Below are 7,756 nucleotides of genomic sequence, written 5' to 3'. Positions count from 1 at the left end.
ACGGGGTGCGGGGCACGGGGTTTCGCTGAGCAAACGCTCGTGAGGTCCGTGCTCCGCCGAGCCGGTCGCCTTCCGGGCATCGGAGGGCCCGTGGCCCGGCCCCGGCGGCGCGGTCCCGCACCCCGGCAACGGCCGCGCGCCGAGCGGGAAACGCTTGGGTTCCGGGGGAGAGCAGGGGTCCGTGCGGCATTCCGTGGATCCGAACAGCGCGGCGAAAACTACACCTCCACCTCGGAAGGAAGAATTCCCGACCCCTATTCCGGGGGCGCGTTGGGGGACTGTGGAGCGCCCGTATCGGATAGGGGTGCGTACGGGTTTGCCGTCTCCGTGCCGTCGTGCACACTTCCTGGCATGGCGATCGAGGCTTTCGTCGATGGTCGTATGGGCCGCACTACTCGTCTGATCGAGCGCCACCGCATTCCTGCCGTCCCCCCGTCCGCCGCGCGCCCCGTGCGGCACCGCCCCGAGCGGCGCCGCTGCCGGCGCCATACCGAAACAGCTCCAGACTCCGGCCCGACGTCCTCGGCCATCCCCCGTTAGCAGGGGACGCCGGGCCGGCATCCGCCTCTGCGGAGCAGCGCACGCGTCGAGCCGCGCGACGCGCCCCAGGGCCGGACCGGTACGGGGCACCCCAGTGGGAAGGCCGAGAGGCAACCGGTGGAACCGGGGCTGACGCCACTGCTCGATCTGTGCCCGTCACTGAACACTCTGGAAGGTATGGAGATGAATAACCCGGGTCCGAATGCGCTTCTGGTCGGTGGGCCGGATTGGTCCAACGATGAGCCTTGGCGTGTCCGGCATGTCAAGCCGGAGCAGATAACCATCAAGGTCAATGTGGGGAATCGCTACGAGCACTTCCAGCGGACCGGACAAGAGGTAGTGCGCGAGCAGCGTCAACTCAACGTCTTCGAATGGAGCCACAGCACATTCGTGGCCGAGTAGCGGACTCTTGTGCGGCCGCGGCTGGGAGCCGGGTGCGCGGTGCGCCCGGCGCTCCGGCCGCGGCCGGCTGACTTTTCCGGCCACGGGTCGAGGCCGTGTCCGGCGTCTCGTGCGTACCCGGTATCGGGGCCGGCAATGCGCGGAGAGCACGACGAACCCCGTCCGGGGCGCGGGGAACTGCCCGCTCAGCCAGGTCTGCGCCCGCACCCGGCGGTGAACAGCAAGGGGCAGCCCCGACGCCGGGGGCTGGTGGCCGAGATATGCCTGTGATCGCCCCAACGGGTGGTGTTTGAATACGTGTGCACGTTACCGATACACAGGGGGCACGCGATATGCACACCGTATTCACGCGAACGGGCCTGCTCACCGGCCGACCACGGCGGTGAGAACGGCCCGCCGGTGGCCAGTAGGCGCAGCTTCGGGGAGGAGATCTGCGTCCGCGTCATCGGCGGTTCCCTGACGCGTCGCCACGGGCGGTCAACCAACCCGTGGCAGCACATTCCTGAAGTTCGTTCATGACGGGCCCTGCCAGGGGCGGATCACGTGTGCCCGCACCCCTGCGCAGGCCGCGCGCCCTCCTCCGTTCCCTCGATTCGGGTGGGTGCGCAGGGGGGAGAAGAGTGAAGATTGCGTTTTTGATCAACAATGTGTATGGCATAGGGGGGACGATCCGGGCGACGGCGAATCTGTCGCGTGCGCTGGCGGGGCGGCATGAGGTGGAGGTCGTCAGTGTCCACCGGGTGGCGGATGAGCCCGAGCTCGCCTTCGATGGGCGGGTGAGGCTGTCGTCGCTGATCGACATGCGGGAGGGGACTCCCGGCTATGAGGGCGGTCATCCGCTGACCGGGCAGCCGTGCTCGATGTTTCCGGACACCGGGGCTGCGGCGGATTCCGCGCGTCTGCCGTACTCCGCGTTGCAGGACGAGCGGATCGGCCGGTGGCTGGGGGAGACGGGCGCGGAGGTGGTGATCGCCACTCGCCCGGATCTGAACGGCTATCTCGCCCGCGACGGCGGGACCCGTTATCTGCGTGTCGGTCAGGAGCACTTGAGTCTGGACGCCCACGATCCCACGCTGCGCGGGCATCAGAATGCCGCCATCCCGGGGCTGGATGCGTTTGTGGCCGTCTCGGAGGCGGATGCTGCCCAGTACCGCCGGGCTCTGCCGGACGTCTGGGCCCGGATCGTGTGCATTCCCAACGGTGTGCCTCAGCCGGCGGTCGAGCCGTGCGATCACGGCTCGAAGGTGATCGTGGCGGCGGGGCGGCTGGCGGCCGTCAAGCGCTATGACCGGCTCGTCGACGCCTTCGCGAAGGTCGCCGGGGCCCATCCCGGGTGGAGTGTGCGGTTGTATGGGCGCGGGCCGGAGCGGGCGGCGCTGCGGCGGCGGATCGACGAGCTGGGCCTGTATGAGCGGGTCTTTCTCATGGGGCCGGTCTCCCCGATCGAGACGGAGTGGGCCAAGGCGGCGATCGCTGCCGTCTGCTCGGACAGGGAGTCCTTCGGGATGACCCTCGTGGAGGCGATGCACTGCGGTGTGCCCGTCATCTCCGGCGACTGTCCGCACGGGCCCGCCGAGATCATCGAGGACGGCTCCAACGGTGTCCTGGTCCCGCTGGAGGCCGGTGTGGACGGTTACGCCACGGCCTTGGGCGCCCTGATGGCGGATGCGCCGCGCCGCGCGCGGCTGGGTGCGGCGGGTCGCGAGCGTGCCCGCGCCTATACCCCCGAGACCATCGCCGACCGCTACGAGACCCTGATCCAGGACCTGCTGGCCGCGCGCCGCCGCCACCGCACCCTGTGGACCCGGCTGCGCTCCGCACTGCCCGTCGGCCGCGCGACGCGGAATGAGGCGTCGCCCGCACCGGCACCGTCATCCGGCCCGGACGCGCCCGCGCGGCCCCGCGCCGCCGCCCGCGCCACAGCGGACGGCGGCATCAGCATCCGCCTGGATGCCGAGACCCTGCCGCCGGGCCCTCTGCACTTCCTGGCCCGGCTGCGCCACGACCCCAAGGAGCAGCACATACGCATCCCGCTCCCGCCCGCCGCCACCGCACCCGCCGGAGAACACCATGGCCTCCCTGGAGGCGGCGATCGACAGCGGCGCGGGCTGGGTCGAGACCGACGTGCAGTTCACCAAGGACGGCCACCCAATCATCATGCACGACGCGACCGTGGACAGAACCACCGACGGAACCGGCCGCGTCGAACAGCTGACCGCCGCAGAGACAGCCCGGCTCACCGTCAAGGGCGGAGGACGCGTTCCCACCCTGGAACAGGTGCTGGCCTCGCCCAAGGTGCGGTCCGTCCGCCTCCTGCTGGAGATCAAGGGACCGCAGAGCTCCAGTGCCGTCCGCCGCGCCCTCGACCTCGTGGACGAGAACGGCATGACCGCACGCACGCTGGTGCAGTCCTTCGACGAGGCCATCGTGCGGGACGCCGCCGCCTCCCCGTACGAGACCAAGGTCGCACTGCTGCGCTCCCGGCTGGACGCGGATCCCGTGGCCACCGCACGCACGTTCTCCCTCGACGCCTACGCGGTCAAGTTCAGCAGCCTCTCCGCGCGCCCCGGGGTGGTGGGCCAACTGAAGGCGGCCGGCGTCGAGATATTGGTCTGGACGATCGACACCCCCACCGCATGGCAGTCCGCGACAGCATGGAACGTCGACGGCATCATCACCAACCGCGTGGACGAGTACCTGCGCTGGCGCGAGACCTACTGCGCCAGTGGCAATGGTGCGTGAGGGGGCTCGAAACCCGTAGGGCGCAATTCTCACCCGGTTCTGCAGGCTCTGCACGCATCCGTGTGCACGGCCATCGATGCGTCCTGTCCCATGCTCGCGCTCCTACGGTCCGACCGGAATGCGGCGCCGGGTGCGCTGCGGCGCAATGCGTCGACGGAGTCGCTCGGCAAGGCGCCGCCCAGAGCCTCACCGCGCCATAGGAGGCGAAGCCGTGCGAGTGCGCGACGTGTCCGCTGGCGACCGTCTCAAGTACCCCTCCGCTTCGAGTGGCGGTACTCTCGCGGATGCCGACCACCGCCACCCCGGCCGCTTGACGGGCCCGGACCACACCTTCGCCCGCGCGGTCGGCGCCCCCCTCACCCTCAGCGTCGGGACCGTCCACCACGCCCTCGTCTACGGCCCCGGCGCCCAGGCCAACGCCTCTACACCATGCTTTCGCGCGCGAAGGACGAGACCCATCTCTACTTCCCTCTCGCCGCCTGCGAATCCGCAGCTGATTCTCGACGACGTCCCCGGCAACCGCGTCTCGCCCGATATACGCGAGGTCCTGAACCGCACCGGCGGCAATCAACAAGCTGAGCAGCGATGTACGGGGGTGGGGCAGGGGCCCGCTTCCCTGCCCCGCGGGCCCCTCGCACTCCCCCGGCACCAGCGCCGCCCTGCGAGAGCTCCCATGGGGTAGCTCACCCGTTCCAGGATCACGCGACTGCCCGCCACCTCAGCAGGAAACCGTCTCCTCGCAGTCCCGTAGGGCATCCTGCACGGGCAGGGCCCATTCCCCTCTCGTCCTCCTGGACCCGTATGCCGGCGGTGCGGAGCATTTCGCCCTGGGGCTCAGATGCTCAACGCCGACGCGTTGCTTCCCGGCACCGGGGGTTTCCTCGCCGACGATTGATTCGATCAGTTCTACGAAATCGCAGTCGGGGAGGGGAAGCTCCAGGTCGTCGTCGACGAACCCTACGGCTGCCGGAACGCACTGGATTAAGAACTGCGCCCTTTCGGGGAGCTGCGGGCGCCAGCGCCGCATGGAGGTCAGGACGTGCAGTGCAAGGTCTATCTCAAGCCGAGTCGCCTTGGTGCTCAACGTGGCCGGTGTGAAGGAGGCATGGTCCAGCCACCAGTCCGCCTCGGCTTTCTCGCCCAGGGAGCGGTGGTGGAGGTAGAGGCAGTAGGAAGCGAGGGCGTCTGACGCACCCGCCGCGTACTGCCACCAGAAGCGGGCGCTGTCCTCGCAGTGCGCCAGGTACAGTATCCCGCCGAGGACTCTGGCGCCCCGGGGCTCCGGCATCGCGTCTGCGACAAACTCCCGCAGGCTGCTCAGGGCCTCCGGGCGGGTGATGAACGCTTCGCACAGGCTCCGAAGACTCAGCGCCCTCGATTCCGGTGTCCGGCACTCTTCCGGGGATGGGAGAGCCATGTCGGGATCGGAATTCGATCTTGTTTCCGGAGTGTGAGCGGCGACCCTTATCGCTATGCGCTCCTCGGCAGCGGCGATCTCCTGGTCCGTGTACGGACTCATCGGGACCATGCGCACCCTGGAAAGCAGAAAGTCGATGTCGACAGTCATCGCTGCTCCTGGCCCTCCTTACGGGACTGCACTTCAAACTTCCCGCGAAGTGATTTCTTGGCATGCCGCTCGTGCGAGCGCACGCCTGCCTCTGTGATTCCCAATTCCTGTGCCGTTTCCGCAGTGCTGAAGTCGAAGCAGTAGCGGAGCGCGATGACGTCCCGCTGACGCTCCGGGAGCTCCGAGATCGCGGCGAAGACGGACATGGTCTGCTCCAGCTCCCCGATGGAGTCGCCTGCTTCCCTCACGGCGATGGTGTCGAATGCCGCACCTTCGGTGAGATCGGCGCGGCGCCGGCGGGAACGGGCGTGGCTGCACACGCAGTTCTTCATCGTCGCCCACGCGTATGCGGCTGGGTTCTCCTTCTTGAGAACTTCGTCCCACCGGCGCAGCAGCCTCTCGAATGCTTCGTCCACTGCGTCCTCTGCGTAGGCGCGGCACCCCAGTACGCGCTCAGCCCAGCGAATGTACTTGGGCCGGTGCATCTGGTGAAACGCGGAGAAGTCAAGCGGCGGCCGTTCCGGGGCCGGTGGGTGTCCGGATTGGCGCAGCGACGGTTCTTCCTGGGTCATCGTTGCTCTCCGTCCTCCGGCGTGCGACGGCGCAGTTCGGTCACTCCCACACGCACACCGGCGGCAACCGCACGTCTGAGCATCGACACCGCCGCCGGGCCGAAGACGCGCAGCGCCAGGGCGGCCATGACCAGGTCCCGCCCGAGCAGTTCCAACTGGTAGTTCACGGACCTGTGGGTCCTCTCGGCTAGTCGGTCAGGGCTGATCCCCCGCATCCCCGGAGGGCGACGTGTTCACCCTCTGCCCCTACGACCCCTACGCCTGGCCGATTCGTGCAGGCCCACTTCTGATGATTTTCGGAACGGAGCACTCCTGTATTCGTTTGAGTCGATATCTTGACCGCATACCTCCAGGTGAGGTCGCCTGACAACGTTGACCAGTGATGTGCCATGGAGATATGCCAGTTCACCGATGGGCCGCAGGGTCCGTGGGACCGGTGCATGCTCCGTGACCGACGTTCTGACGTAGGTTCAAGTGGTCAGATCTGTGCTGTGATTGTTCGTCATCTTGCTGAGAACGTTCTTGATCAACCATCTCGCGTACGCCTCATGCGCAACGTTGACCGTCCGGATCCAGCGGCCGACCCGGGCCGTGTCCACCGCGGTTCCCCGGTGACCGCGGCGCGCCGCGCAGTCGTTGATGCGCCGTGCCGTTGCCGCGTTCGACCAGCCCGCGGTCGAGAGAGCCGACGCCAGCGCGTAGTTGGGAGTGCTCAACGGGGCCTCCGTTCAGGAGCGGGGGTTGTGGAGGGGTCGCAACGCCGCAGGCGGTGGCCGCGCGCGGGGCGGGATCGGGACAACCGGTCAACTATCCGAAGGCGAGTGAACGGGCCCTCCGTGCCTACACCGATAAGCACCTGCTTCCTCCCGGCGCCCTGCTCAACGAGTTCGAGAAGTCAGTGAAACACGATCTCAAGTGCGAGGCGTGAGAAGGTGAGTGGACACAGGATTCAGCGTTGTCGTGTGATGTTAGGTTCATGGCGGACTGGCAACTCTGCGGCTCTGGAAAAGCGATGGATACGGACTTCCAGAATTCCTAGTCGGCACCAGACTGGATCCCGAAGGACGTGGCGTTCCGTGGCGTTGCCCGCCAGCTCGAAATCCCTTTATCACGGGAGGACGAGGCGGGTGATACTCCGTTTATGGATGAGATCTTCGTGCGAGCTGCCGCGCCTGGGGAAGCGGAAGCGCTGAGCGCGCTGACGCGGCGGTCGTAGGGGTACTGGGGGGTGCCCACAGGAACTGTTGGACCGGACGGCGGAAAAACTGACGATCAGCCCCGCTGCCATCCGTGACGGACATGTCGCAGTCGCGGAGCGGGACGGTGTGGTGGTGGGCTACTACCAGATCACCGGAGAACCGCCGCATGGAGAGCTGGCAGATCTGTTCCTCGAACCCGAGGAGATCGGCACCGGCCTGGGGAGGACTCTGTGGGAACACGCCGACGCCTCGGCCCGCGGCGCGGGCTTCCGCACTCTGAGAGTCCGACCCCCGTACCGGTCGACCGTGGTCCTGATCGACTCGTGGCCGAGGCGGGCCTACCGAACGCCTCCTGTTCGGGCGCCTCGCGGCGCTCGGCCTCCGTGCGGAAGCCCTCGTCCCGGACCCAGCGCACGGCCACTGCTGGCCGTGCGCGTTCACCAGGCCCCGGAACCGCTCTGCGGCTGCGGGGCCGGTGAAGACCTCGGATTCCTTCTTGCCCGTGCGCGGAGAAGGTGATGGTGCCCGTGCCCGCCCGGTGCCCGCACAGGCCAGACGAAAAAGGCCCCGCCGACCACCTTCGCGCTGGTCAGAGAGGCGAAGCCTGCCGTGCGCGAGGGGGGATTCGAACCCCCACGTCCGAAGACACCGGCACCTAAAGCCGTCCCGTCTACCAATTCCGGCACTCGCGCGCGTTCGTATCGTACTGCGGGGCCGTGGTGCGGGAGGGGGTG

7 protein-coding genes, 1 tRNA gene and 1 pseudogene are annotated in these 7,756 nt (G+C 68.1%); 4 read left to right on the top strand and 5 right to left on the bottom strand.

What is annotated here, in order from left to right:
- Window positions 1–717 precede the first annotated feature (717 nt).
- From G5C65_RS26635 to G5C65_RS39585, 3 genes and pseudogenes are all read left to right on the top strand, one after another.
- Entirely contained in the window at window positions 718–942 is a 225-nt protein-coding gene (locus G5C65_RS26635) for a DUF5988 family protein (RefSeq protein ID WP_165301485.1), read from the top strand.
- A 620-nt stretch (window positions 943–1,562) separates the two neighbouring features.
- Window positions 1,563–3,008 (top strand): annotated as a pseudogene (locus G5C65_RS39590) (glycosyltransferase); the annotation flags it as partial.
- 4 nt (window positions 3,009–3,012) lie between these two features.
- Window positions 3,013–3,684: a glycerophosphodiester phosphodiesterase gene (locus G5C65_RS39585; protein ID WP_241266076.1), complete on the top strand. Its 672-nt coding sequence runs from the start codon at window positions 3,013–3,015 to the stop codon at window positions 3,682–3,684.
- Window positions 3,685–4,402: 718 nt separating this feature from the next.
- Here the strand turns inward: G5C65_RS39585 and G5C65_RS26625 are convergent.
- The 4 genes from G5C65_RS26625 to G5C65_RS26610 all read right to left on the bottom strand — a co-directional run bounded on the left by G5C65_RS26625 (window position 4,403) and on the right by G5C65_RS26610 (window position 6,539).
- Window positions 4,403–5,251 (bottom strand): hypothetical protein, encoded by an 849-nt coding sequence (locus G5C65_RS26625; protein WP_165301483.1) that lies wholly within the window; start codon window positions 5,249–5,251, stop codon window positions 4,403–4,405.
- Entirely contained in the window at window positions 5,248–5,823 is a 576-nt protein-coding gene (locus tag G5C65_RS26620; protein ID WP_165301482.1) for a sigma-70 family RNA polymerase sigma factor, read from the bottom strand. Before G5C65_RS26620 ends, G5C65_RS26625 begins: the two co-directional genes overlap by 4 nt.
- Window positions 5,820–5,990, bottom strand: coding sequence for a hypothetical protein (locus tag G5C65_RS26615; RefSeq protein ID WP_165301479.1), 171 nt, complete (start codon window positions 5,988–5,990; stop codon window positions 5,820–5,822). The genes G5C65_RS26620 and G5C65_RS26615 overlap by 4 nt, the downstream gene beginning before the upstream one ends.
- 303 nt (window positions 5,991–6,293) lie before the next feature.
- Window positions 6,294–6,539 (bottom strand): hypothetical protein, encoded by a 246-nt coding sequence (locus G5C65_RS26610; RefSeq protein WP_165301481.1) that lies wholly within the window; start codon window positions 6,537–6,539, stop codon window positions 6,294–6,296.
- 528 nt (window positions 6,540–7,067) lie between these two features.
- On the opposite strand from G5C65_RS26610, the gene G5C65_RS40820 reads away from it, so the two are divergent.
- Complete coding sequence (locus tag G5C65_RS40820) at window positions 7,068–7,541, top strand: GNAT family N-acetyltransferase (RefSeq protein ID WP_165301480.1); 474 nt, start codon at window positions 7,068–7,070, stop codon at window positions 7,539–7,541.
- A 91-nt stretch (window positions 7,542–7,632) separates the two neighbouring features.
- On the opposite strand, the gene G5C65_RS26600 is transcribed toward G5C65_RS40820, so the two are convergent.
- A tRNA-Leu gene (locus tag G5C65_RS26600) sits at window positions 7,633–7,714 on the bottom strand.
- Window positions 7,715–7,756 lie beyond the last annotated feature (42 nt).

The sequence above is a fragment of the Streptomyces boncukensis genome (genome assembly GCF_011045075.1).
Taxonomy (GTDB): Bacteria; Actinomycetota; Actinomycetes; order Streptomycetales; family Streptomycetaceae; genus Streptomyces; species Streptomyces boncukensis.
This window is presented reverse-complemented; position numbering and strand designations above follow the sequence as displayed.

Coding starts and splice junctions, on each gene's coding strand:
- G5C65_RS26635 (WP_165301485.1), top strand. CDS start 718: ATGGAGATGAATAACCCGGGTCCGAATGCGCTTCTGGTCGGTGGGCCG.
- G5C65_RS39585 (WP_241266076.1), top strand. CDS start 3,013: ATGGCCTCCCTGGAGGCGGCGATCGACAGCGGCGCGGGCTGGGTCGAG.
- G5C65_RS26625 (WP_165301483.1), bottom strand. CDS start 5,251: ATGACTGTCGACATCGACTTTCTGCTTTCCAGGGTGCGCATGGTCCCG.
- G5C65_RS26620 (WP_165301482.1), bottom strand. CDS start 5,823: ATGACCCAGGAAGAACCGTCGCTGCGCCAATCCGGACACCCACCGGCC.